Here is a 20,774-nt window from a genome sequence, read left to right as displayed (position 1 = left end):
TGGCTTGGGTCAGAACAGCCCGGCCTCCTTGGCGGTGAGCGCTGCCTGGGTGCGGTTCTTGGCATCCAGCTTGCGGCACAGGGTGCGCACATGCAGCTTGATGGTCACTTCCTGCAGGTCCAGTTCGCGGGCGATTTCCTTGTTGGACAAGCCGCGGCATAGCCCGTTCAGCACTTCCAGCTCCCGCGGGCTGAGCTTCTGGGCCAGCGGGTGAGTGCTTGCCGCGGATTCTTCGCGCATCAGGTCGACCGGCACATAGATTTCGCCGGCGCTCATGAAGCGGACCGCGTTCAGCAGCGATTGCGCCCCCATCGTCTTGGGGATGAAGCCGATGGCCCCGGCGCCCAGCGCCTCTTGCGCGGTTCTTGCGGGCGCGCTACCAGACAGAATGGCCACGCCCTTGCCGCCGTTAGCCGCCAGCGCCCTGGCCAGCCCGTCGAGCCCCATCATACCCGGCATATTGTAGTCAAGCAGCACCAGGTCGAACGGACCCTCGCCGGAGATCTGTTCGATTGCACCGGGCAGATCAGTGGCCAGCGCGACCTCGGCGCCGCCCTCTGACCGGAGGTAGGCGGAGATCGTTTCCCGAACCATGTCGTGATCGTCTGCCAGCAAAATTCGCATGAAGCCCCTGGACCTGTTCTGCAACTCACGGTCCCAGTCTACAGCCGCAAGTGTTTCAAAACTGTCAACCTTGGAATGCGGGGGGCGCCTGAAATGAGGACTTGTGCTGCAGCTCCTGTGAACTTGGCGGAATATTATTGATATTAGGCCAGCCGGGCGGTGACCGGTAAGCCAACATTAGGGGGCTGGCGCTAGGCTTGAGGCTGGGCACCCTTTAAGGAAGGTCAGGTTCCTATCCTCCGGTGCCGGTTTCGGGGCCGCGCCAATGTGGCATGTTTCCGGCAGATCTGATGAGGCAAGTGGAGAGCTGCAGATGAGAGAGATGATATCGCGGGCAGGTGCGCTTGCTGCCATGCTGGTTTTGGCTTTTTCGGCTGCGGTTTCCGCAGGTGATGATCCGCAGATGCTGCTGTCAGTACGCATGGACGGCCAGTCAGACTATGCGGCGCAATACACAATCGAGGACCTGCGCGCGCTGGAGCCCGTCACCTTTGAAACGGAGACCATATGGACCACCGGCCCGCAGCAGTTCACCGGCGTGCCGCTGGCGGTTCTGATGGAGCGGATGGGGGTCAGCGGCGGCCAGATGGTGGCGCATGCGGTGAACGATTATTCGGTGGAAATTCCGGTGTCGGACGCGGTTGAAGGCGGGCCTATTGTTGCTTTTGAGCGCAATGGAGCGGAAATGTCGCTGCGCAACAAGGGGCCGCTTTGGTTGGTATACCCCTATGACAGCAACCCGGACTACCGGACCGAAGAAGTATTTTCGCGCAGTATCTGGCAGCTGGACCGTATCGTAATCCGGCAATGACCGGCAGGCGGGGGGCAAGCTGCTGATGCTGCACGGGTTTCCATCGGTGCCGCGCTGGGTGCTGGCTCTGGTGCTGGCGATTGCCGCGGCGCTGGCGGCGCAATCGGTGCGGCTGGGCCATCAGGTGCTGCAGGAACTGGACGGCCTGTCGACCGCGGCCACCGACAACATGCAGTGGAACCTGTCGCAGGCCGAGGTAGAGCATCTCAAGCTGCAGACTGCGGTACTGACCGCCAGCGCACCCGAAGATTTGCCCCGGCTGCGGCGCCAGTTCGATATATACTACAGCCGGATCTCCACCTTTCGCGAAAGCCCGTTGTTCGAAGATCTTCGCCGCAGCCCCGCTGGGACAGGCCTGCTGCAGCAGATGCAGGACCGGCTGGACAGGATGGCGTCGGTGGTGGACAGCGGCGATCAGGCGCTTTTACGCGGTCTGCCGGACCTTGCGGAGGAACTGGAGGTTAACAGCGCTGACGTGCGCGAACTGGCTCTATTCGGCGTTGTCCTGCAGGTGGACGATTCCAAGGACAAACGGCTGAAACTCTTCACCATTCTGTCCCGCTTGGGCTGGGTTGTGCTGGCCCTGGTGCTGGCGTTGGCGCTGGCGGCGCTGCTTCTTGGGCGGCTTTACCGCAAGGGCCGTCAAATGGCGATCGAACGCAGCCGCGCCGCAGCGCGGATGGAGGCGATGATTGCCTCGTCGCTTGACGCCATCCTGGTTGTTGGCGCCGACGGGCGGATCCAGGCTTTCAACGGTGCCGCGGAGTCGGTGTTCGGCTACAGCAGAGAAGAGGCTGTCGGCCAGCCGATGGTAAATCTGATTGTGCCGGACCATTTGCAAGAGGCGCACGAGGCCGGCATGAGGCGGTTCCTGCAAACCGGCCAAGCGCGGGTTGTAGGCAAGGGTCGGCTGCAGTTGGAGGCGCGCCGCAAGTCCGGCGAACTCTTCCCGGTGGAGCTTTCGGTCTCGGTCAGCCAATCGGGCACCGACATGGTGTTTGTCAGTTTCCTGCGGGATATTTCCGAGCGGATTGCGGTGGAGGAAGAGTTGCGGCGCGCTCGTGACGACGCATTGGCAGGTGAACGGGCCAAGCACAACTTGCTGACAGTGATGAGCCACGAGATGCGGACACCGCTGACAGGGGTGCTGGGTGCCCTCGATCTGATCGAGGGAACTGGCCCGACGCAAGAGCAGCGCCGCTACCTCCAGGCCATGCGGGTCTCGGGTGAACTGCTGCTGCATCATGTCAACGACGTGTTGGAATTGTCGCGGCTGGAATCCGGAGCCGACTCGGAAAAGCTGCGGATCTTTGACTTGGAAGAATTGGTCGGCGGTTTGGTGGAAAGCCAGCAAGCCAGCGCCAAGGGGCGGGGAATCGACTTGTCTCTGCATTGCAGCTTGGGCGGTAAACCCGTGGTCGCCGGCCGCCCCCGCGCCGTGCAGCAGGCGCTTTTGAACCTGATCGGCAACGCCTTGAAATTCACCAGTGAAGGCGTGGTCAGCGTCGATGTGATGCGCCTGCCGGACGGTGAAACGGTGGAATTCAGTGTGGCGGACACCGGCCAGGGCATCGCAGCGGAGGATCTTGACCGGATCTTCGAGGATTTCATCACGCTGGATGCCAGTTATGGCCGGGGCAGCGAGGGCACCGGGCTGGGGCTGTCGATCACCAAGCGCCTGGTGGAGGCGATGGGAGGAACTGTCACCTGCGAAAGCGAACCTGGAGAGGGCAGCCTGTTCACGATTTCCCTTGCCCTGCCACCGGCCAAAGCGCTGCCGCGCCAGACCGAACAGGACAAGCCGCAGCATAAAGGCGGTTGCCGGCTGCTGGTTGCGGAAGACAATGACATCAATCGCGAGCTGCTGGCCACCATGCTCGGCCAGGAAGGGCACAAAGTCACCGCGGTGCCGGGCGGTGCCGAGGCGGTGCAAGCCGCCAGTGAAGGCAGGTTCGACCTGGTTCTGATGGACATCAGCATGCCCGAGGTCGACGGGATAGAGGCGCTGCGCCGCATCCGTGCCGGGCAGCTGGCCGAAGGCACAGACATCGTGGCGCTGACCGCCCATGCAGCAGCAGAGGATCACACCCGCATTCTGGAGGCCGGCTTTGCCGAGGTGCTGACCAAGCCGGTCAACAAGGCGGAGCTTGCCGATGTTATTGCTCGCCGGGCTGGAGGCGGGGTCAAGGCGCTCCCCAGAACCGAGTCTGACATTCACCAGTTCTTCGAGGCTTTGGGGCAGGACCGCGCACGCAGTTTCCTGGTGTCCTTCTGTGAGGAGGTGAATCAGTTTCAGGGCATGCTCCAGGGGTCTGCGGAGCTGGAGGATCTCCAGCGCAAGGAAGCACACCGGCTGGCAGGTTCAGCCGCGGTCCTGGGGCTGTCGGATCTGCGCTCGGCAATGCTGGCCATTGAGAAAACCGAACTGGGAGAAAACCCTCCGCTGGCTCCATTCCAGCAGGCATGGGCCAGTGCCGCAATGATCCTGGTGCCGCATCTGCATTCCTGAAACTGGGCCAACCGCTCTGCTGTGGTATCGCGGGACAGTGACGGAAACCTATACGGCGCAGCTGCGCCAATGCGGAAGCCAAAAGGGGTCAAAGCATTGCTGCTTTGACCCCTGGAAATCTGGCTCCGGCGGTAGGGATCGAACCTACGACCAATTGATTAACAGTCAACTGCTCTACCGCTGAGCTACGCCGGAATGTGAGGCGTCGTATAAGAGTTCCAACCTGTGGCGTCCAGAGGAAAATCGGCATTTCGTCAGATTTTTTTGCCCCCGGTTTCCAATCGGTTGAGCCTGGAGTCGGAGGGCGGGAAACCGGTTGCGGCGGCACTGCGAACTTGGCAGTGGAGGTGCCGGATTTTGTGGTGAAACAGTGCGGAAAGGCCGCGGGGATGGGCCTGGGAATACACGTGCGGTACGCTGCGCGTGGCCGGGCCTAACAGCCTGTTATCACATGATTTTTGAATGGCTCCGGCGGTAGGGATCGAACCTACGACCAATTGATTAACAGTCAACTGCTCTACCGCTGAGCTACGCCGGAACGGTTCGTGCCGTATAGCGCCCCCCGTGTTGGGCGTCCAGAGGGCGCAGGGCATTTTTTGAAAAAAAAATCAGCCGCCGCGCCGTTCGAATACTGCAGCCGCGGACAGGGGGCCTTGCGGCGCCGCCAGGCCGCGGCCGCTCAGGTCCACGAGATGGGCAAACACGTTGCGCTCAGCCGCCTTCAGCAGGGCGGGCGGTGTCTCGGTATAGATCTGCTCCGCCAGCGTGCGGGCAGTGGCAGGGGTCTCGGCCAGTGCTTGCAGAATCGCGGCCTCGCGCGATTCCCGGTGGGCGATCAGCCAGTCGAGCCGCCCGGCCGGATCCGTTACCGGGGCGCCGTGGCCGGGGTGAAACACCCGCCAGCTGCGCTGGCGCAGGCGGCGGCAGGAGGCCATGAAATCGGTGAGGTCGCCATCCGGCGGCGACACCAGCGAACTGGCCCAGCCCATCACGTGATCGGCGGTAAAGCAGGCGTCCCCCCATGCCAGCGCGATGTGGTTGCCGAGGTGACCGGGTGTGTGAATCACTTCCAGCTCCCAGCCGTCGCCGCTGATGACCTCGCCGTCGCCAACGGTGATATCCGGCGCAAACCCTGTGTCGATGCCTTCGCCGCCGCCGGCCAGCCCGCTGCCTGCCAGCCGGGACATCACCTCGCTGCGTCCCGCGTCCGCGCCCCCAAAGGCAAAAACCGGCGCGCCGGTGGCTTGGCTCAGGCCGCGCGCAAGGGGGGAGTGATCCAGATGGCAGTGGGTCACGATGATATGGGTGATCTGCTGGCCAGGCCGGACCGCGGCGAGAATCGCCTCCAGATGCGGCGCGGAGTCGGGGCCCGGGTCGATCACCGCCAGGCTGCCGGTTCCGATCAGATAGGTGTTGGTGCCGCGGTAGGTCATCGGAGAGGGGTTCGGCGCCAGAATGCGGCGCAGGCCCGGCTCCAGCTCAACGGCGAGGCCAGGCTGCGGGTTGAAATCGTCTGATGCCTGCATGGTCTTGCCCCGCTGCTGTTTTCCTGCACTGATGCGCCGGAGGATCGGCTTTCCTCTTTTCCTGGCGCCCTATAGGCTTAGCCCATGTCCTTCAATTGGCTCAAACAATATATGCCGCGCAGCCTATATGCCCGGGCGGCCCTGATCCTGGTGGTGCCGATCGTGGCGCTGCAGATCGTGGTCTCCGTGGTGTTCATCAAGCGCGATCTGGAAGATGTGACGGTGCAGATGACCGCCACCATACAGCGCGAGTTTGAACTTTTGCGCCAGGTGGCGGATTCGGCGCCGGATCAGGAGACGGCGCTGGCGCAAATGGCGCCGCTGCTGCAGCCGCTGAAAATGGAAGCCCGGTACCTGGCGCCCGGTGCGCCGCTGCCTGAGGACCAGTTCAGCCTGATCGAATTCTCCGGCCGGGTGGTCCGTGACGAGCTGGAGAAGACTTTGCCAGGGTTCCTGGCCGCACGCTTTCCGGCTGATCGTAAGGTGCTGGTCTATTTCAACACCGCGCACGGGCTGGTGGAACTGAGCTTTGACCGCCGCCGCCTGACCGCGGCAGCGCCCCATCAGTTGATCGTCACCATGATGCTGTTCGGCTTCCTCATGATGCTGATTTCCTTTCTTTATATGCGCAACCAGCTGCGCCCGATCAAGCGTCTGGCAAATGCCGCCGAAGCCTTTGGCCGCGGCCGGGTGGAGCCGTATTCGCCCGGCGGAGCAACCGAGGTGCGCGCTGCCGGCAGTGCGTTTTTGGATATGCGGGCGCGGATCGAACGGCAGATCGAACAGCGCACCCTGATGCTGTCGGGTGTGAGTCATGATTTGCGCACTCCACTGACCCGGATGAAGCTGGAACTGGCGATGCTGGACGAGGAGGACGCGGCGCCGATGCTGCGTGACGTGGATGAGATGCAGGCGCTTCTGGACGCTTTCCTGGATTTCTCCCGCGGGGCAGCTGTGAGCGAGCCGGAACCGGTGGACCCGCATGAGCTGGTGCGCACCATTATCAGCGACTGGCAGCGCCAGGAGAACCAGGTGTCGCTGGGCGAGATGAGCGGGGCAGGAGAGGTGATGCTGCGGCGCCAGCCGGTGCGGCGGGCGGTGGAGAACCTGATATCCAATGCCGTGCGTTACGGTACCAAGGCCCGGGTTTCGGTGGCGCTGACGGAGCGGTCACTGCGCATCCGGGTCGAGGACGACGGCCCGGGCATCCCTGCGGAACAGCGCGGCGATGCGGTCCGGCCCTTTACCCGGCTGGATCCGGCGCGCAACCAGAACCGGGGTTCCGGTGTCGGCCTCGGACTGGCGATCGTAGCGGATACTGCGCGCGCGCACGGCGGGACGCTTCGGTTGGGGGAAAGCGCCGACCTTGGCGGGCTGAAGGCGGATATCGTCATCGCCCGCTGATCCTGAGGCCGCCCTGGCAGTACTCTGACTATCTGGGTGTTGCGCGAGGCCGCGGCGCACCGCACGCTGGCTTTCCCTGATTTTCTCATTTTGCCGGTATCACTCTGACCCCGGGGCAGGCTGCCCTGGAGCAAAACCTTGTTTGGAGTCCTCTCATGCCTCAGATCGACCCGTTCACCAGCCATCGCCGCGGTCTGGAAAGCCCGGCCACGCATCACCTGGCCATTACCCCGCAGGACGGGGTGGATCTGCCTGTCCGGCCACGGGTGCTGCGAGTGCTTGCGTCCGGTGATCTCAGCCTGCGTGACGAGGCTGGAACGGTCATTACCTATTCTGTGACGGCCGGGGAGACATTCGTGTTTTCTGCTGTCGGTGTGGAAGCCTCAAACACCACCGCAACCGTTGCAGGATGGTACTGAGAGTGAGCCTGGTCCGGTAGCACGCTTGCGCTGGCTCTCCTCTTTGCCAAGGCGTCTTGCCGCTGGACCGGACACGCCGGCGCTGCGGCGTAGTTATCCCGCATACTTTGTTGTGGCAGCTGATGTGGTAGGCCCGGCAGGATTCGAACCTGCAACCAAAGCGTTATGAGCGCTCTGCTCTAACCGTTGAGCTACAGGCCCGCCATAGTCCCGTGGTTAGAAAATGGCGGGCGGGAGGTCAAGCGGCGATTGCACCGCAGCGCCGCAACCGCGGCCTTCTGTGCCGGGATGCAATCGCTTGTTTCCTTCTGTTCCGCCTTGCGCTAAAGGCTGCCGCAACGTGTTGGAAGGAGCCAAGTGATGACCAGCGGCAAAAACGGCCTGACCTATGCAGACGCAGGTGTGGACATTGATGCGGGCAACGCCCTGGTCGACCGGATCAAGCCGGCCGCCAAGCGCACCAACCGCCCCGGCGTGGCCAGCGGGCTGGGCGGTTTCGGCGCTCTGTTTGATCTGAAAGCCGCAGGTTACAACGACCCGATCCTGGTGGGCGCCACCGATGGTGTCGGCACCAAGCTGCGGATCGCCATCGACACCGGTGTGGTGGATGGCGTCGGCATCGACCTGGTGGCGATGTGTGTGAACGATCTGGTCTGCCAAGGGGCTGAGCCGCTGTTCTTCCTCGACTATTTCGCCACCGGCAAGCTGGAAACCGACGTGGCCGCTCGCATCATCGAAGGCATCGCCGAGGGCTGCGTGCGCTCCGGCTGCGCGCTGATCGGCGGCGAGACGGCGGAGATGCCGGGCATGTACCCCGAGGGCGATTTTGACCTTGCAGGCTTTGCCGTCGGCGCAATGGAGCGCGGCACCGCGCTGCCCGAAGGCGTGGTGGAAGGCGATGTGCTGCTTGGGCTGGCCTCTGACGGCGTGCACTCCAACGGCTATTCCCTGGTCCGCAAGCTGGTCGAGGTCTCGGGTCTGGGCTGGGATGCGGATTGCCCGTTTGGCGAAGGCTCCCTGGGCGAGGCGCTGCTGACCCCGACTCGTTTGTATGTGAAGCAGTGCCTGACGGCGGTGCGGGCAGGGGGCGTGCATGCGCTGGCCCACATCACCGGCGGCGGCCTGACCGAAAACCTGCCGCGCGTGCTGCCCGAAGATCTGGGGGCCGACATCGACCTGAACGCTTGGGAGCTCCCGCCCGTGTTCAAATGGATGGCGGAGACCGGCGGCATTGCCGAAGCGGAGATGCTGAAGACCTTCAACTGCGGCATCGGCATGATCCTGTCCGTCTCCGCGGACCGCGCCGATGAGCTGGCGAAGGTGCTGGAAGCCGAGGGCGAGACCGTCGCCCGCCTGGGCACCGTCACCGCAGGCGCCGGCATGCGCTACGCAGGCAAGCTGCTGTGAGCCACAGACGCGTCGCGATCCTGATTTCCGGCGGCGGCTCCAACATGGTGTCGCTGCTGGAGAGCATGACCGGCGATCACCCGGCGCGGCCCTGTCTGGTGTTGTCAAATAACGCTGATGCCGGCGGTCTGGCCAAGGCTGCCGCCGCGGGCGTGGCCACGGCGGTGGTGGATCACCGTCCTTTTGCAGGCGACCGCGAGGCCTTTGAGGCCGAGCTGGTGAAACCCATCTTTGACGCGGGCGCGGACATCGTCTGCCTGGCCGGGTTCATGCGGGTTCTGACCGCCGGGTTCGTCTCGCAGTTCGAAGGCCGGATGCTGAACATCCACCCGTCTTTGCTGCCGAAATACAAGGGCTTGCACACGCACGCCCGCGCGCTGGAGGCCGGCGATGCTGAGCATGGCTGCACCGTGCATGAGGTGACGCCGCGCCTGGACGACGGCCCGGTCCTGGGCCAGGCGCGGGTGCCGGTTCTGCCCGGCGATACGCCGGACACGCTGGCGGCGCGGGTGCTGGTGCAGGAGCACAAACTGTACCCGGCAGTACTGCGCCGGTTTGCCGCTGGCGACAAAACCCCGGTCCTGCTGCCCTAGCGTCTGTCCTGAACGGTTGCGCTGTTGCCGTGCCAGTCCAGCGGATCTTGCTGCGGGGCAGGTGCCAGAAGTGCGATCAGGCCAAGCAGTACGAGCAAAGCAGCGGCAGCCAATAGCGGAATCATCCCGCGAAAAGGTGTGACTCCTGCGGGTTCTGCGGGGGAATGGTCGAGTGCAGTCATCGGTGGTTCTCCTATTTGCGATACACACCCAATCTAGGGGTTGGTTTTGCATCATAAAAATGAATGTTTGGCGGGGATATCATCACAAGGGGTGAAGCGTTTAGCCCTGCTGCACCAGTGGCTGTGCTGCTTGCGGCACAAATTCACGGTGTCCGGTGCACCTGTTTGCATTGCCCGGAACAAGCGCGTATCACGGCCCGGCCCACGTGAGATTGAAAAGCGGTAATTGATGAAAACCCTGACCACCACCGAAGAACTGCAGGCCTTCTGCGATGCCGCTGCACAGCATCCCTACGTCACGGTGGATACCGAATTTCTGCGCGAGCGGACCTATTATTCCAAGCTCTGCCTGATTCAGCTGGCCTTTAACGGCGACGGTGAAAACGACGCGGTTCTGGTCGATCCCCTTGCCAATGGCATCTCACTGGAGCCGCTTTACGCGCTGTTCCGCGACGAAAATGTGGTCAAGGTGTTCCATGCCGCGCGTCAGGATCTGGAGATATTCTGGGTCGAGGCAAGCGTGTTTCCGAAGCCGCTGTTTGACACCCAGGTGGCAGCGATGGTTTGCGGCTTTGGCGAGCAGGCGGGCTATGAAACGCTGGTGCGCAAGATCGTCAAGCAGGGGCTGGACAAGACCTCGCGCTTTACTGACTGGTCGCGCCGTCCGCTGAGCGAAGCGCAGAAGACCTATGCGCTGGCGGATGTGACCCATCTGCGCAAGATCTATGAATTCCTGGCAGCCGAACTGGAGAAGAGCGGCCGCTCCCATTGGGTGGCGGAAGAGCTGCAGGTGCTGACCGACCCGGCGACCTATGACATCCAGCCGCAGGACGCGTGGAAGCGCGTGAAGACCCGGACCAACTCGGGCAAATTCCTGGCGGTGGTGCGCGAGCTGGCGGCGTTCCGGGAAACCTATGCGCAGTCAAATAACGTGCCGCGCAACCGGGTGTTCAAGGATGATGCGCTGGTGGAGCTGGCCTCGACCAAGCCGCGCACCGCGGCGGAACTTGGCGGCTCGCGTCTGCTGCTGCGGGAGGCCCGCAAGGGCGCGATTGCCGAGGGCATCCTGGAAGCGGTGGCCAAGGGCGTGAACTGCCCGCCGGAGAAATTTCCCCGTCTGGACCGCAGCAAGGAGAAGCTACAGGTGAACCCGGCGCTGGCGGACCTGCTGCGGGTGCTGCTGAAAGCCAAGACCGAGGCCGAAGGCGTGGCGGCCAAGCTGATCGCGCCAAGCGCCGATCTGGATGCCATTGCCGCGGGGCTGCGCGATGTGCCGGCGCTCAGCGGCTGGCGCCGTGAAGTGTTCGGCGAAGATGCGCTGCGGCTGTGCGACGGCAAGATCGGCCTCGCCGCCAAGGGACAGGCGGTGCAGGTGGTGGAACTTTAATCCAGCACTCCGACGCCGGAAAAAAGAAACGCCCGCAGATGCGGGCGTTTTCCGTTTTTCAATTCGGGCGAAGCCTGCGGCGTCAGCGGCGGCGGCTTTCCCGTGCGTTCTCCGCGCCGTTTACACGGACGAGGCTGACGGCCTCAAGATCCTGCTTCGACAGCGTACGGGCCGCGTGAAGAGTACGGCTGAACTCGCTGCCCTTCAGGGTCGCCTCCTCCGGGTAGACCACCCGGAAATCATAGGCCAGAACACCGTCCTCTGCCGTCTCTGACTTGCGCAGCTCGACATCAAACGCCCCCTGGCGCGCGGCAACGCCGGACGCGTGGATGATGGCTCCGGAGGCGGTCCGTTCGATTTGAAGCCCGGTGACCTGGCTGATCAGGACGCTTTTGTCCTCTGGCGGCTTCTTGGCGAAAATCCCGCGCGCATTGCTCTCCTGCGGCAGCAGCGGGTTGGTGCCTTCCGGCACCCGGGCCTCTGCTGGGGCCGACCGGCCGAACCAGTTAGACGGGTTGACCCGCGAGTCCTTCCAGCCGCCGCAGCCGGCCAGCACCAGCGCTGAGGCCAATGTGAGAGCCAATGGTTTGTGCATCTGTCCCCGCCCATTCAAAATGTCTTTGCAAGGGATTACCCGATTGGCCGAAGCTTGAAAAGCTGTTGAAATGAGGCGGGCAGGGGCTTAGGTGCTGATCAGCCCCGGAATACGGATTTTGAGGATAGACGGACGATGGCCACAGCCGCCTTTGAAGAGATCGTGGAGGACTTCGAGTTCATGGAGGACTGGGAGGACCGCTACCGCCATGTGATCGACCTGGGCAAGGCGATGGAGCCCCTGGACGACGCGCTGAAGGTGCCCGCCACCAAGGTCGACGGCTGCGCCAGCCAGGTGTGGCTGCATGCCACGGTCGAGGGCGGGGTATTCCGCTTCGATGGCGACAGCGACGCGATGATCGTGCGCGGGCTGATTGCGGTGCTGCGCAAGCTGTACAACGGGCTGACCCTGCAGCAGGTGGCGTCCGTGGACGCCAAGGCAGAACTGGGGCGGCTGGAGCTGAATGAGCACCTGTCCTCGCAGCGCTCCAATGGTCTCAGGGCGATGATCGAGCGGATCCGCGAAACCGCGATGGCGCAGGCCTGAGGAAAGCGGGCGAGGGGCCGACCCCTCGCGCTCCCCGGAGTATTTCGGGAAAGATGAAGGCTACTTGGCCCAGCGAGAAATGGCAGTTTCCAGATCGCCGTAGCCGGTGTGTCGGTGCTCGAAATCCAGTCCCATGCGGTCCGCGCATTGGCGGGCCTTTTCCACCAGCTTGGGGTCGCTGATCTGCGACTGGTAGACCAGCTTGGTGTAGTTGCCGAACACCATGTCCCGCAGCTCCGGGTTCTTGTCGAGACCCATCGGGCGCCAGACGAAGGCGTCGAATTGCTTGACCAGAAAGTCGGTCAGGTAGAAGGCGGTGATTTCGCCCTCATCGGCATGTCTGGCAAAGGTGTCATTGCCCTCGAAGAACGAATAGCAATGCGGGCCTGCGACCATTTCAACACCGAGCTCTGCGCATTTGCGCTCCAGCGCGCCGCCGGTGCCGCAGTCGGCATAGACCACATAGATCTTGTCATAGACCGCTGAATGTTTGGCCACGGCACCATCGACGGCATCGGTGATCTGCTCCGGATACAGGTGCAGCTTGGCGGGCAGGCAGGTGAGGTCGATGTGATCCAGCCCGTTTTTCTCCTTGATATCAAGGATCTCGCGCGCAAGCGCGCCGCAGGCGATCAGCAGGATGCGGCCGGTTTTCTTTTCAGGGGCAGCCAGACCCTGTTCGGTGAGGGAGCTTTCCTCAAGCGTCCGCCCGGTGGGCGGGCGGAAGGCAGCCCGCTCTGTCAGGCGGGCTGCGCGTCCTTTGCGTGCCAAATCAGGCGCTCATCGAGTTGTGCTTGCGCGCAACGAAGTCCTTGGCCATTTCCACGGCCACGGCTGCGTCACGGCAATAGCCGTCGGCGCCGATCGCCTTGCCGAACTCTTCGTTCAGCGGCGCGCCGCCCACCAGCACGATGTAATCATCGCGCAGGCCTTGTTCGACCATGGTGTCGATCACCACCTTCATGTAGGGCATGGTGGTGGTCAGCAGAGCCGACATGCCGAGGATGTCCGGCTTGTGCTCTTCCAGCGATTCCAGATAGTTCTCGACCGGGTTGTTGATGCCGATGTCGACGACTTCGAAACCTGCGCCTTCCATCATCATGGAAACCAGGTTCTTGCCGATGTCGTGAATGTCGCCCTTGACGGTGCCGATCACCATTGAGCCGACGCGCGGGGCGCCGGTTTCGGCCAGCAGCGGCTTCAGGATGGCCATGCCGCCCTTCATCGCGTTTGCGGCCAGCAGAACTTCGGGAACGAACAGGATGCCGTCGCGGAAGTCGGCGCCGACGATGGTCATGCCGCCCACCAGAGCCTTGGTCAGGATGTCGTAGGGAACCCAGCCGCGCTCCAGAAGGATGTTCACGCCTTCTTCGATTTCCTCTTTGAGACCATCATAGAGGTCGTCAAACATCTGCTGAACAAGTTCCTCGTCATCGAGTTCCGAGAGGATGATGTCTTCTTCGTCCGACATGCGCCTAATCCTTGCTGACGGGGGGAGCCCCCGGTGTTGGCCTATTTCAGAAGCTTTTGTGACAGAATGCCGCCTGCCGACTGCATTATTTGCGACATTGCCGCTGTTCTAACCGACGTATAGAGACAATTTCGGTGCAAGAATAATGAAGATTCCGCATGGAAATCTTCGAATTTGCCCATTTGTTCTTTATTTGTTCCTCGCGTGCGGTTACTTTGCGCCCATGCAGCCGGAATTCACGCCAGATACGTTACGCCGCAAAGCGCGCGCCAGCCTCAGCAATGCGGCAGGCCGCTTTGAAATGGCGCGCGATGCGGTGGATGACGGCTGGTTTCAGGATGTACCGGACGCGGTGATTCCCACCGAGGTGCGGCAGGAGACGGCGCGGTCGCTGATCACCTATAACCGGTCGCCGGACCTGCCGTTCGACCGGTCTATCAATCCCTACCGCGGTTGCGAGCATGGCTGCATCTACTGCTTTGCCCGTCCGACCCATGCCTATCTGGGGCTGTCGCCGGGGCTGGATTTCGAAACCCGGCTGGTGGCCCGGCCCAATGCGGCCGAGGTGCTGCGCAAGGAACTGTCGGCGCCGCGCTATAGGGTGGCCACTATGGCGCTTGGCACCAACACCGACCCCTATCAGCCGTGTGAGCGGGATTATGGCATCACCCGCGCCTGCCTGGAGGTGCTGGAGGCATTTAATCACCCGGTGGCGATCGTGACCAAGGGGGCAATGGTCGAGCGGGACCTGGATATCCTGGCACCGATGGCGGCCAAGGGCCTGGTGCGGGTGGGGATCTCCGTCACCACGCTGGATCCGGATCTTTCGCGCCGGATGGAACCGCGGGCGCCATTGCCTGCGCGGCGTCTGGCTGCCATCCGGCGGCTGACGGCGGCAGGTGTGCCGGTGCGGGTTATGACCTCTCCCATCGTGCCTGGATTGACCGATCATGAGCTGGAAGCGCTGCTGGCGGCCGGTGCGGAGGCCGGGGCGGATGCCGCCAGCTGGATCATGCTGCGGCTGCCGCGGGAGGTGTCGGAGCTGTGGCAGGAGTGGCTGGCGGAGCATGAGCCGGGCCGGGCCGCCAAGGTGATGGCGCGGCTGCGGGAGATGCACGGCGGGCGCGACTACGACCCGCGCTGGGGCCACCGGATGCGGGGCGAGGGGCGTTATGCGGAGATGATTGCGCAACGCTTCAAGGCGGCCTGCAAACGTCTGGGCTTGAGGGAGCGGACGGAGGAGCTGCGCAGCGGCCTGTTTGCCCGGCCGCCGCAGCCAGGGGATCAGCTGGCGCTGTTCTGATCCATTCTTGAACAGCCGGCCTGGCGCTTTTGTGCTATGCTGAAGCCCTTCATGACGGGAAGGAAGGTGTCCAATGGCTTCTATAGCTGTGAAGGCGCGTGTCACCGGGCGCGTGCAGGGCGTGGCTTTCCGCACCTGGGCCAGGGCGGAAGCAGTGCGCCACGGGCTGTCGGGATGGATCCGCAATGAGCCGGACGGCTCGGTGCGGGCGCTGCTGATAGGGCCGGCTGCCAGCGTTGCCGATATGGTGCGCAGAATGGGGCGCGGCCCCGGCGCTGCCTCGGTCAAGGACGTCCTGACGGAGAGAACTGATCCCGAGCCGGGGATCAGCGGCTTTAGTATTGTCGGCTAGGCTGGAGCGGACAGGGATTTGCAGGCCGGCGCAGACAGACCTGCCGCCGGGAGCAGGAACCTGCGCCCGGATGCTTGCGGGACGCTGAAACAGAAAGGAAATACGGCCTGAACGGAAAAAGGCGCCGCATGTGGACATGCGGCGCCGTTCTTTCAGGAGTTCGCCAACGGCTGCCTTCAGGCGCGGCGCCGGCCGCGGCGGGAGCGGCGCTCGCCGCCTGCATTCGCATCGTCGCCGGTTCCGTCGCTGTCGGAGGTGAAGGGGCCCAGCACCTCTACGATCTGTTCCAGTGCCGGACGGTCGCCGCGCGGGCGGCTGTCGAGCGCCGCGCGCATGTGGCGCAGGTGGTCGGGCATGGTGCCGCAGCAGCCGCCGATGATCTTGGCACCGGAATCGCGGGCCATCACCGCATATTCGCCCATCAGCTCAGGCGTGCCGTCATAGTGGATGTGGCCGTCGACATATTTCGGAATGCCGGCATTGCCCTTGGAGATGATCGGACGCTCTGTGCCTTGGGCGGCAAAGCCCAGCACGGTGCGCAGGATGTCGGAGGCGCCGGTGCCGCAGTTGGCGCCAAAGGCGAGCGGCCCGTTGTCGAATTCTTCCACCAGCTGGGCCAGATCCGCCGAGGTCACCCCCATCATGGTGCGGCCTGCGGTGTCAAAGCTCATAGTGCCGCACCAGGGCATGTCCGCCAGTTTGAAGGCCTCAGCTGCGGCGCGGAATTCCTCCGGTGCGGAAATGGTTTCCAGCCACAGCACATCGGCGCCGCCTTCTTTCAGAGCGTCGGCCTGCTCGTGGAACATCTCAACCGCCAGCGCATGGGACATGTCGCCGACGGGTTCAAATATCTCACCGGTCGGACCGACGGAGCCGGCCACGGCAATCTTGCGTTCAGCCTTGTCGGCCACCTCGCGGCCCAATTCGGCGGCGATGCGGTTCAGCTCGCGCACACGGCCCTGCGCGTCGTGCAGTTTCAGGCGCGCGGCAGTGCCGCCGAAGCTGTTGGTCAGAAACAGGTCGCTGCCCGCATCGACAGAGCCCTGGTAGAGCGCCATGATCTTCTTGGGTTCGTCCACGTTCCACAGTTCCGGAGCATCGCCGGACTGCAGTCCCATGGCAAACAGATTGGTGCCGGTCGCGCCATCCGCCAGCAGCACGTTCTTAGTGTCCAGCAGCTGTTTGAAAGTATTTGTCATCGGTTTTGTCCCGTGTCAGCAGGCCGCCCCGGCGGGGCGGGCGGCAAAGTGGTTTGTTTCCCCTGTCTCACGCCGGGCGGGCAAGGGCAATTTCATTTTGTTCATCTTCATTATGAGTTTGCGGCGCGGCGGCGTGCAGCCCCGGAGTGAGGGGCAGCAGGCGGCGTTTGCAGCGCGGCCCGGGCGAATGAAGCTTTGGCGGTGCCGCAGCGGCGCATGCCCGGCGGCGGCAGCCGGTCAGGCCGTTTGCCGCACAACGGATCTTCAGCTGGTTTCGCTGAGGACTTCTTCCTGCGCCTGAACCATCAGCTCCCGCAGTTTCAGGCGGATCTGCTCCTCGCTGGCCTGGCTGCCCAGATCACCGGTGAGCTTGCGCACCACATCCTCATGGCCTGCTTCCTCGAGGTCCGCGGCCACAATGGACTGGGCATAATCAGTGGCGGAGGAGCCGGTTTTTCCCAGAAGGTCCGCCGCCCACAAGCCCACCAGCTTGTTGCGGCGCGCCCGCGCCTTGAACTGCATTTCCTCATCATGCGCAAACTTGGCCTCAAAGGCCTGCTCGCGTTCGTCGAATGTCGTCATGGCTGATCCTCATTAACCTTGTGCACCTTAGATATGATAGGAGTATGATTGCCCCTCAGGGCAAGAAAAAACAGTGCCTGACAAAGCCTTTGGGCGGATTTGCCCTAGGCATGGCAGCGGCCGGCTGGGTCCTTGGTCCGGTCCGGGGGCTGCCGCCGCGGCAGCCATGGCGCGGCAGGCCCGTGCAGCAAGCTTGCGGCTGGGGTCCCCTTGCACTATGAGAGCGGCACATCGCAGGGCCGGATTCCCGGCAATGACCCGAAAGGTTCCCAATGGCGCGCCGCAAGAAAATCTACGAAGGCAAGGCAAAGACACTGTACGAAGGCCCGGAGCCGGGCACCATCGTGCAGTATTTCAAGGACGACGCCACCGCCTTCAACGCCGAAAAGCACGACGTGATCGAGGGCAAGGGAGTCCTGAACAACATCCTCAGCGAGTTCTTCATGCTGGGGCTGGCGCAGATCGGCGTGCCGACCCATTTCCTGAAGCGCCTGAACATGCGCGAGCAGCTGGTGCGCAGCTGCGAGATCATTCCGCTGGAGGTCATCGTGCGCAACTATGCGGCCGGCAGCATCTCCAAGCGCCTCGGGATCGACGAGGGCACCCAGCTGCCGCGCCCGATCGTGGAATACTGCTACAAGGACGACTCCCTGGGCGACCCGCTGGTCACCGAGGAGCATATCGCCGCCTTTGGCTGGGCCAGCCAGCAGGACATGGACGACATCCTGAGCCTGGCGCTGCGCGTGAACGATTTCCTGTCCGGCGTGTTTCTGGCCGTGGGTATCCGCCTGGTCGACTTCAAGATCGAGATCGGCCGTATCTATGAAGGCGACTTCCAGCGCCTGGTGATCGCCGATGAGATCAGCCCGGACAGCTGCCGCCTGTGGGACATCAAGACCGGCCAGAAGCTGGACAAGGACGTGTTCCGCCGCGACCTGGGCAGCCTGACCGACGCTTACAGCGAGGTGGCGCGCCGTCTGGGCGTGATGCCGAACAATCCGCCTGCGCCGGGCAAACCGACGCTGGTGAACTGAAAACGGGACCCGCTGCGCCTGACCGCGCCGCGGGTCCTTGAGTATTTTTGGAAAGATGAAGCCTGGATGGGGCTTCGCCATCGAAAACCTGAGGGATGATGCGATGAAGGCACGGGTGCATGTGATGCTGAAGAACGGGGTTCTGGATCCGCAGGGCGAGGCTGTGCGCCACGCGCTGGGAGCCTTGGGCTTTGACAAGGTCGAAGGCGTGCGCCAGGGCAAGGTGATTGACCTGGATCTGGCCGAAGGCGCCACCGAGGCAGATGTGACCGCCATGTGCGAGAAGCTGCTGGCCAACACCGTGATCGAATCCTACAGCATCGAGATGCAGTGATGAAGGCGGCGGTAGTAGTCTTCCCCGGCTCGAACTGCGACCGCGATCTGGCGGTGGCCTTCGAGCAGGCCGGCTTCGATGTGTCGATGGTCTGGCACAAGGACAGCGCGCTGCCCGAGGGCGTTGATATCGTCGGGGTGCCGGGCGGCTTCTCCTATGGCGACTACCTGCGCTGCGGCGCCATCGCAGCTCAGTCGCCGATCTGCAAGGCGGTGGTCGCGCATGCGGACCGCGGCGGCTTTGCCATCGGCGTCTGCAACGGTTTCCAGATCCTGACCGAAACCGGCGTGCTGCCGGGCGCGCTGCTGCGCAATGCGGGCCTCAAATACATCTGCCGCACTGTGGGCCTGAAGGTGGCAACCGCTGACAGCGTGTTTACCCAAGGCTACAGCGCGGGCGATGTGATCGGGGTGCCGATTGCCCACCACGACGGCAATTATTTTGCCGATGCAGACACCGTCAAGGCGCTGCAGGATCAGGACCGGGTGGCCTTCACCTATGAAGAGAACCCCAATGGCTCGGTCGCGGACATTGCCGGCATCCTGTCGGAAAACCGCCGTGTTCTCGGCATGATGCCGCACCCCGAGCGGGCCGCGGATGAGGGCCATGGCGGTACCGATGGTGCGGCAGTGTTCCGCGCATTGGCGGGGATGGTCACCGCTGCGTGACTTGAGGATGCGGGGCGGCCGCAATAGGTATTGGTTATGACCGCCCCGCGCTCTGAAACGACCAAAGGCAAGGCCAAGGCTGGTTCCCGCACGATTTCATGGCGGGCGCGGCTGGCGCTTGTCCTGTTCATGGTGGTCGCGGCGATCACGGTCTGGACCACCAACCGGGCGCTGACACACAGGTTCACAGAAAGCACCCGCAACCGGGCTGAGCTGCGGCTGGCGCTTTATTCCGGCAACCTGCTCAGCGAGCTGCGCCAGCACGCCATCGTGCCGCAGCTGCTGGCGCGCGACCAGACCTTGATCTCGGCGCTGCAGTCCAGCGATTTCTCCCTGTCCACCCAGCGGTTGATCTCCTTTGTTGATGAGATCGGCGCGGCCTCCATCATGCTGTTGGCGCAGGACGGGCGCACGGTGGCGGCCACCGACCGCAACCGGCTGGGCGAGAGCCACCGCAATGCCGCCTATTTCGTCGATGCCGTGCGGGCCAAGTCGACGGTGTTCTCGGTGATCCCGCGCGAGGTCGGCGGCTACCGCTTTACCTATTCGCGCCGCATCATTGATGCGACCGGCGTCCTGGGCGCGATTGTGGTCGAGGTAGACCTGCAGAAGTTCGAGCGCGCCTGGGCAGGCATTTCCGACGCGGTGCTGGTCACCGACAGCACCGGGACCATCATCCTGGCGACCGAGGCGCGCTGGCGCGGCCTCAAGGAAGGCGATGCGCTGACGCTGCAGACGCCCGAGGGCGCGATCCAGCGGGCGATCCGCGCCACCACCGACTGGACCGCGCTGCCGCCCGATGCCTACCTGCAGGGCGAGGCGGTGATGCGGCTGGAAACCCGGGTGCCGTTCCAGGGCTGGCGGATGGCGTCCTTCACCACCTATTCGTCGGTGCGGGAGCGCGTAAATGCCGTGCTGGCACTGGAAATCATGGGATTCGCGATCCTTCTGGCGCTCGCCTTCTATGCGCTGAGCCGCAAGACCGCGCTGCGGATGGCGCTGTTCCAGCGGGAGTCGGCAGAGCTTCGCGTATTGAATGCGCGCTTGCAGCGGGAAATCGCCGAGCGCGAACGGATGCAAAAGACCCTCGCCGTGGCCGAACAGAGCCTGGCGCAGAGCTCCAAACTGGCCGCCCTGGGCGAGATGTCCGCCGCCGTCAGCCACGAACTGAACCAGCCGCTGGCGGCGATGAAAACCTACCTGGCCGGCGCCCGCCTGCTCTTGAACCGCAACCGCCCGGACGAGGCATTGGCCTCCTTCGGGCGCATTGACGATTTGATCGAGCGGATGGGCGCGATCACCCGTCAGCTCAAATCCTACGCGCGCAAGGGTGGCGATGCGTTCAGCCCTGTAAACTTGGGTGATGCGCTGGCATCCAGCCTGTCGATGATGGAGCCGCAGCTGCGTCAGCGGCATGTGAAAATCACCCGGATTTTACCCGAAGAACCTGTTATGGTGATGGGCGACCGGATGCGCCTGGAGCAAGTTATGGTCAACCTCTTGCGCAATGCGCTGGACGCCACCAAATCCGTGGCGGACCCTGAGGTGGAAATTCTGCTGGCGGCCGGTGAGACGGCAACGCTGTCGGTGCGCGACAATGGAGGGGGGATCAAGGACTTCGACAATCTGTTCGAGCCTTTCTACACCACCAAGCAGCCCGGCGACGGGGTCGGTTTGGGTCTTGCCATCTCCTCGGGGATCGTCAACGACCTTGGGGGACGGCTGACCGCCCGCAATGGCCAGAATGGCGGCGCGGTCTTTGAGATGCAATTGCCGGTCCTGGTGGACGGTATAGAGGCTGCTGAGTGAAGCGGCCCGGAGTGATTAG

22 protein-coding genes and 3 tRNA genes are annotated in these 20,774 nt (G+C 63.6%); 14 read left to right on the top strand and 11 right to left on the bottom strand.

The window, feature by feature from the left end:
* Positions 1 to 9: 9 nt before the first annotated feature.
* Positions 10 to 624, bottom strand: a complete 615-nt coding sequence (locus tag AC5STI_RS06055) for a response regulator (RefSeq protein ID WP_475052554.1) — start codon at positions 622 to 624, stop codon at positions 10 to 12.
* 313 nt (positions 625 to 937) lie between these two features.
* Here AC5STI_RS06055 and AC5STI_RS06050 point away from each other — a divergent pair, with 313 nt between their 5' ends.
* Positions 938 to 1,435 carry a putative pterin-binding protein gene (locus tag AC5STI_RS06050; protein ID WP_495446026.1) on the top strand — a complete coding sequence of 166 codons (498 nt, stop codon included), beginning with the start codon at positions 938 to 940 and terminating at the stop codon, positions 1,433 to 1,435.
* Positions 1,436 to 1,460: 25 nt separating this feature from the next.
* The gene (locus AC5STI_RS06045; RefSeq protein ID WP_495446025.1) at positions 1,461 to 3,944 is read left to right on the top strand and encodes a PAS domain-containing hybrid sensor histidine kinase/response regulator; all 2,484 of its coding nucleotides are present in this window, start codon (positions 1,461 to 1,463) and stop codon (positions 3,942 to 3,944) included.
* Between the two features lie 120 nt (positions 3,945 to 4,064).
* Here AC5STI_RS06045 and AC5STI_RS06040 read toward each other — a convergent pair.
* The 3 genes from AC5STI_RS06040 to AC5STI_RS06030 all read right to left on the bottom strand — a co-directional run bounded on the left by AC5STI_RS06040 (position 4,065) and on the right by AC5STI_RS06030 (position 5,470).
* Positions 4,065 to 4,139: transfer RNA gene (locus tag AC5STI_RS06040), tRNA-Asn, on the bottom strand.
* 268 nt (positions 4,140 to 4,407) lie between these two features.
* Positions 4,408 to 4,482 (bottom strand) — tRNA-Asn (locus AC5STI_RS06035).
* Positions 4,483 to 4,552: 70 nt separating this feature from the next.
* Positions 4,553 to 5,470, bottom strand: a complete 918-nt coding sequence (locus AC5STI_RS06030) for an MBL fold metallo-hydrolase (RefSeq protein ID WP_495446024.1) — start codon at positions 5,468 to 5,470, stop codon at positions 4,553 to 4,555.
* A gap of 84 nt (positions 5,471 to 5,554) precedes the next feature.
* Between AC5STI_RS06030 and AC5STI_RS06025 the strand changes: the two genes are divergently transcribed.
* Positions 5,555 to 6,874 carry an ATP-binding protein gene (locus AC5STI_RS06025; RefSeq protein WP_495446023.1) on the top strand — a complete coding sequence of 440 codons (1,320 nt, stop codon included), beginning with the start codon at positions 5,555 to 5,557 and terminating at the stop codon, positions 6,872 to 6,874.
* A 155-nt stretch (positions 6,875 to 7,029) separates the two neighbouring features.
* Positions 7,030 to 7,293 (top strand): spike base protein, RCAP_Rcc01079 family, encoded by a 264-nt coding sequence (locus tag AC5STI_RS06020; RefSeq protein ID WP_475052547.1) that lies wholly within the window; start codon positions 7,030 to 7,032, stop codon positions 7,291 to 7,293.
* A 125-nt stretch (positions 7,294 to 7,418) separates the two neighbouring features.
* On the opposite strand, the gene AC5STI_RS06015 is transcribed toward AC5STI_RS06020, so the two are convergent.
* Positions 7,419 to 7,494: transfer RNA gene (locus tag AC5STI_RS06015), tRNA-Ile, on the bottom strand.
* 159 nt (positions 7,495 to 7,653) lie between these two features.
* Between AC5STI_RS06015 and purM the strand changes: the two genes are divergently transcribed.
* A complete protein-coding gene (purM, locus tag AC5STI_RS06010; protein ID WP_495446022.1) occupies positions 7,654 to 8,700 on the top strand; it encodes a phosphoribosylformylglycinamidine cyclo-ligase in 1,047 nt (348 codons plus the stop codon).
* Entirely contained in the window at positions 8,697 to 9,293 is a 597-nt protein-coding gene (purN, locus tag AC5STI_RS06005; RefSeq protein WP_495446021.1) for a phosphoribosylglycinamide formyltransferase, read from the top strand. Before purM ends, purN begins: the two co-directional genes overlap by 4 nt.
* On the opposite strand, the gene AC5STI_RS06000 is transcribed toward purN, so the two are convergent.
* Positions 9,290 to 9,475: a hypothetical protein gene (locus AC5STI_RS06000; RefSeq protein WP_475052540.1), complete on the bottom strand. Its 186-nt coding sequence runs from the start codon at positions 9,473 to 9,475 to the stop codon at positions 9,290 to 9,292. The two genes, purN and AC5STI_RS06000, sit on opposite strands and share 4 nt — an antisense overlap.
* 229 nt (positions 9,476 to 9,704) lie before the next feature.
* Here AC5STI_RS06000 and rnd point away from each other — a divergent pair, with 229 nt between their 5' ends.
* Positions 9,705 to 10,862 (top strand): ribonuclease D, encoded by a 1,158-nt coding sequence (gene rnd, locus AC5STI_RS05995; protein ID WP_475052538.1) that lies wholly within the window; start codon positions 9,705 to 9,707, stop codon positions 10,860 to 10,862.
* 82 nt (positions 10,863 to 10,944) lie between these two features.
* Here rnd and AC5STI_RS05990 read toward each other — a convergent pair whose 3' ends face one another.
* Positions 10,945 to 11,457 carry a hypothetical protein gene (locus AC5STI_RS05990; RefSeq protein WP_475052535.1) on the bottom strand — a complete coding sequence of 171 codons (513 nt, stop codon included), beginning with the start codon at positions 11,455 to 11,457 and terminating at the stop codon, positions 10,945 to 10,947.
* A gap of 135 nt (positions 11,458 to 11,592) precedes the next feature.
* Here AC5STI_RS05990 and AC5STI_RS05985 point away from each other — a divergent pair, with 135 nt between their 5' ends.
* Positions 11,593 to 12,003, top strand: a complete 411-nt coding sequence (locus AC5STI_RS05985) for a SufE family protein (protein WP_495446020.1) — start codon at positions 11,593 to 11,595, stop codon at positions 12,001 to 12,003.
* A 60-nt stretch (positions 12,004 to 12,063) separates the two neighbouring features.
* Here AC5STI_RS05985 and AC5STI_RS05980 read toward each other — a convergent pair whose 3' ends face one another.
* Together AC5STI_RS05980 and AC5STI_RS05975 are read right to left on the bottom strand one after the other, a co-directional pair.
* Positions 12,064 to 12,774, bottom strand: coding sequence for a DUF1638 domain-containing protein (locus tag AC5STI_RS05980; RefSeq protein WP_495446019.1), 711 nt, complete (start codon positions 12,772 to 12,774; stop codon positions 12,064 to 12,066).
* A 1-nt stretch (position 12,775) separates the two neighbouring features.
* Complete coding sequence (locus tag AC5STI_RS05975) at positions 12,776 to 13,474, bottom strand: corrinoid protein (RefSeq protein WP_039178412.1); 699 nt, start codon at positions 13,472 to 13,474, stop codon at positions 12,776 to 12,778.
* Between the two features lie 223 nt (positions 13,475 to 13,697).
* Here AC5STI_RS05975 and AC5STI_RS05970 point away from each other — a divergent pair, with 223 nt between their 5' ends.
* Positions 13,698 to 14,777: a PA0069 family radical SAM protein gene (locus AC5STI_RS05970; protein WP_495446018.1), complete on the top strand. Its 1,080-nt coding sequence runs from the start codon at positions 13,698 to 13,700 to the stop codon at positions 14,775 to 14,777.
* 73 nt (positions 14,778 to 14,850) lie between these two features.
* The gene (locus AC5STI_RS05965) at positions 14,851 to 15,129 is read left to right on the top strand and encodes an acylphosphatase (protein WP_475052523.1); all 279 of its coding nucleotides are present in this window, start codon (positions 14,851 to 14,853) and stop codon (positions 15,127 to 15,129) included.
* 176 nt (positions 15,130 to 15,305) lie between these two features.
* On the opposite strand, the gene bmt is transcribed toward AC5STI_RS05965, so the two are convergent.
* Positions 15,306 to 16,328, bottom strand: coding sequence for a betaine--homocysteine S-methyltransferase (gene bmt, locus AC5STI_RS05960; RefSeq protein ID WP_495446017.1), 1,023 nt, complete (start codon positions 16,326 to 16,328; stop codon positions 15,306 to 15,308).
* 264 nt (positions 16,329 to 16,592) lie between these two features.
* The gene (locus AC5STI_RS05955) at positions 16,593 to 16,910 is read right to left on the bottom strand and encodes a DUF1476 domain-containing protein (protein ID WP_495446016.1); all 318 of its coding nucleotides are present in this window, start codon (positions 16,908 to 16,910) and stop codon (positions 16,593 to 16,595) included.
* Between the two features lie 272 nt (positions 16,911 to 17,182).
* Here AC5STI_RS05955 and purC point away from each other — a divergent pair, with 272 nt between their 5' ends.
* The 4 genes from purC to AC5STI_RS05935 all read left to right on the top strand — a co-directional run bounded on the left by purC (position 17,183) and on the right by AC5STI_RS05935 (position 20,755).
* A complete protein-coding gene (gene purC / locus AC5STI_RS05950; RefSeq protein ID WP_027237392.1) occupies positions 17,183 to 17,944 on the top strand; it encodes a phosphoribosylaminoimidazolesuccinocarboxamide synthase in 762 nt (253 codons plus the stop codon).
* A 103-nt stretch (positions 17,945 to 18,047) separates the two neighbouring features.
* The gene (gene purS, locus AC5STI_RS05945; protein ID WP_027243772.1) at positions 18,048 to 18,278 is read left to right on the top strand and encodes a phosphoribosylformylglycinamidine synthase subunit PurS; all 231 of its coding nucleotides are present in this window, start codon (positions 18,048 to 18,050) and stop codon (positions 18,276 to 18,278) included.
* Positions 18,278 to 18,946 (top strand): phosphoribosylformylglycinamidine synthase subunit PurQ, encoded by a 669-nt coding sequence (gene purQ / locus AC5STI_RS05940; RefSeq protein WP_495446015.1) that lies wholly within the window; start codon positions 18,278 to 18,280, stop codon positions 18,944 to 18,946. Before purS ends, purQ begins: the two co-directional genes overlap by 1 nt.
* Before the next feature lie 36 nt (positions 18,947 to 18,982).
* Entirely contained in the window at positions 18,983 to 20,755 is a 1,773-nt protein-coding gene (locus tag AC5STI_RS05935; protein WP_475052508.1) for an ATP-binding protein, read from the top strand.
* The last annotated feature ends 19 nt before the right edge of the window (positions 20,756 to 20,774 follow it).

The sequence above is a fragment of the Leisingera sp. CC-HEC096 genome (assembly GCF_059429235.1).
The sequence above is the reverse complement of the archived record's forward strand: the minus strand, read 5'-3'. Positions and strand labels throughout refer to the sequence as shown.

Bases quoted from the DNA above. Each gene is read 5' to 3' on its own strand.
- AC5STI_RS06055 (WP_475052554.1), bottom strand. From the start codon at position 624: ATGCGAATTTTGCTGGCAGACGATCACGACATGGTTCGGGAAACGATC.
- AC5STI_RS06050 (WP_495446026.1), top strand. From the start codon at position 938: ATGAGAGAGATGATATCGCGGGCAGGTGCGCTTGCTGCCATGCTGGTT.
- AC5STI_RS06045 (WP_495446025.1), top strand. From the start codon at position 1,461: ATGCTGCACGGGTTTCCATCGGTGCCGCGCTGGGTGCTGGCTCTGGTG.
- AC5STI_RS06030 (WP_495446024.1), bottom strand. From the start codon at position 5,470: ATGCAGGCATCAGACGATTTCAACCCGCAGCCTGGCCTCGCCGTTGAG.
- AC5STI_RS06025 (WP_495446023.1), top strand. From the start codon at position 5,555: ATGTCCTTCAATTGGCTCAAACAATATATGCCGCGCAGCCTATATGCC.
- AC5STI_RS06020 (WP_475052547.1), top strand. From the start codon at position 7,030: ATGCCTCAGATCGACCCGTTCACCAGCCATCGCCGCGGTCTGGAAAGC.
- purM (WP_495446022.1), top strand. From the start codon at position 7,654: ATGACCAGCGGCAAAAACGGCCTGACCTATGCAGACGCAGGTGTGGAC.
- AC5STI_RS06000 (WP_475052540.1), bottom strand. From the start codon at position 9,475: ATGACTGCACTCGACCATTCCCCCGCAGAACCCGCAGGAGTCACACCT.
- rnd (WP_475052538.1), top strand. From the start codon at position 9,705: ATGAAAACCCTGACCACCACCGAAGAACTGCAGGCCTTCTGCGATGCC.
- AC5STI_RS05990 (WP_475052535.1), bottom strand. From the start codon at position 11,457: ATGCACAAACCATTGGCTCTCACATTGGCCTCAGCGCTGGTGCTGGCC.
- AC5STI_RS05985 (WP_495446020.1), top strand. From the start codon at position 11,593: ATGGCCACAGCCGCCTTTGAAGAGATCGTGGAGGACTTCGAGTTCATG.
- AC5STI_RS05975 (WP_039178412.1), bottom strand. From the start codon at position 13,474: ATGTCGGACGAAGAAGACATCATCCTCTCGGAACTCGATGACGAGGAA.
- AC5STI_RS05970 (WP_495446018.1), top strand. From the start codon at position 13,698: ATGCAGCCGGAATTCACGCCAGATACGTTACGCCGCAAAGCGCGCGCC.
- AC5STI_RS05965 (WP_475052523.1), top strand. From the start codon at position 14,851: ATGGCTTCTATAGCTGTGAAGGCGCGTGTCACCGGGCGCGTGCAGGGC.
- bmt (WP_495446017.1), bottom strand. From the start codon at position 16,328: ATGACAAATACTTTCAAACAGCTGCTGGACACTAAGAACGTGCTGCTG.
- AC5STI_RS05955 (WP_495446016.1), bottom strand. From the start codon at position 16,910: ATGACGACATTCGACGAACGCGAGCAGGCCTTTGAGGCCAAGTTTGCG.
- purC (WP_027237392.1), top strand. From the start codon at position 17,183: ATGGCGCGCCGCAAGAAAATCTACGAAGGCAAGGCAAAGACACTGTAC.
- purS (WP_027243772.1), top strand. From the start codon at position 18,048: ATGAAGGCACGGGTGCATGTGATGCTGAAGAACGGGGTTCTGGATCCG.
- purQ (WP_495446015.1), top strand. From the start codon at position 18,278: ATGAAGGCGGCGGTAGTAGTCTTCCCCGGCTCGAACTGCGACCGCGAT.
- AC5STI_RS05935 (WP_475052508.1), top strand. From the start codon at position 18,983: ATGACCGCCCCGCGCTCTGAAACGACCAAAGGCAAGGCCAAGGCTGGT.